The following is a 406-nucleotide window of genomic DNA, read 5'->3' as shown; positions in this document are numbered from 1 at the left end:
GTCCCGCAGCGTCCGCACCGGCACGCCGGCCCACACCTGTGCGTCGCCGAGCACCGCGAGCTGGGTGGCCACCCGGCCGTACGCCTGCGCGAAACCGCGGGCGGCCTCCGAGGCCGCCTTGTCCGTCGGCACGGCGACGACGTAGCTGGTGGCCGTGTACACCGGGGGCGTGAGCAGCCCGTACGCGCCTCCGCACAGACCGCCGGCGAGAAGGCCCGCCGCGAGCGCGGACCAGGCCGGCAGTCTCCTGACCCGGGCCAGGGAAGAAGCCAGGGACGGACGGCGCCGACGGATCGGTGTGTCGGTCATGAAGGATGTGCTTCCTGTCGAGGTGCGGGGGACGGCGACGTGCCGGAGACGGCTGCGGCGTACACGTCCATGAGACGGGCTGTGCTGCGGGTGATGC

General features: G+C 73.6%; 1 pseudogene. It reads right to left on the bottom strand.

Annotated elements, in window-relative coordinates:
- Window positions 1–309, bottom strand: a pseudogene (locus tag KDL01_RS42465) (lipopolysaccharide biosynthesis protein); the annotation flags it as partial.
- Window positions 310–406 lie beyond the last annotated feature (97 nt).

The sequence above is a fragment of the Actinospica durhamensis genome, from assembly GCF_018139695.1.
Classification (GTDB): domain Bacteria; phylum Actinomycetota; class Actinomycetes; order Streptomycetales; family Catenulisporaceae; genus Actinospica; species Actinospica durhamensis.
The sequence above is the reverse complement of the archived record's forward strand: the minus strand, read 5'-3'. Positions and strand labels throughout refer to the sequence as shown.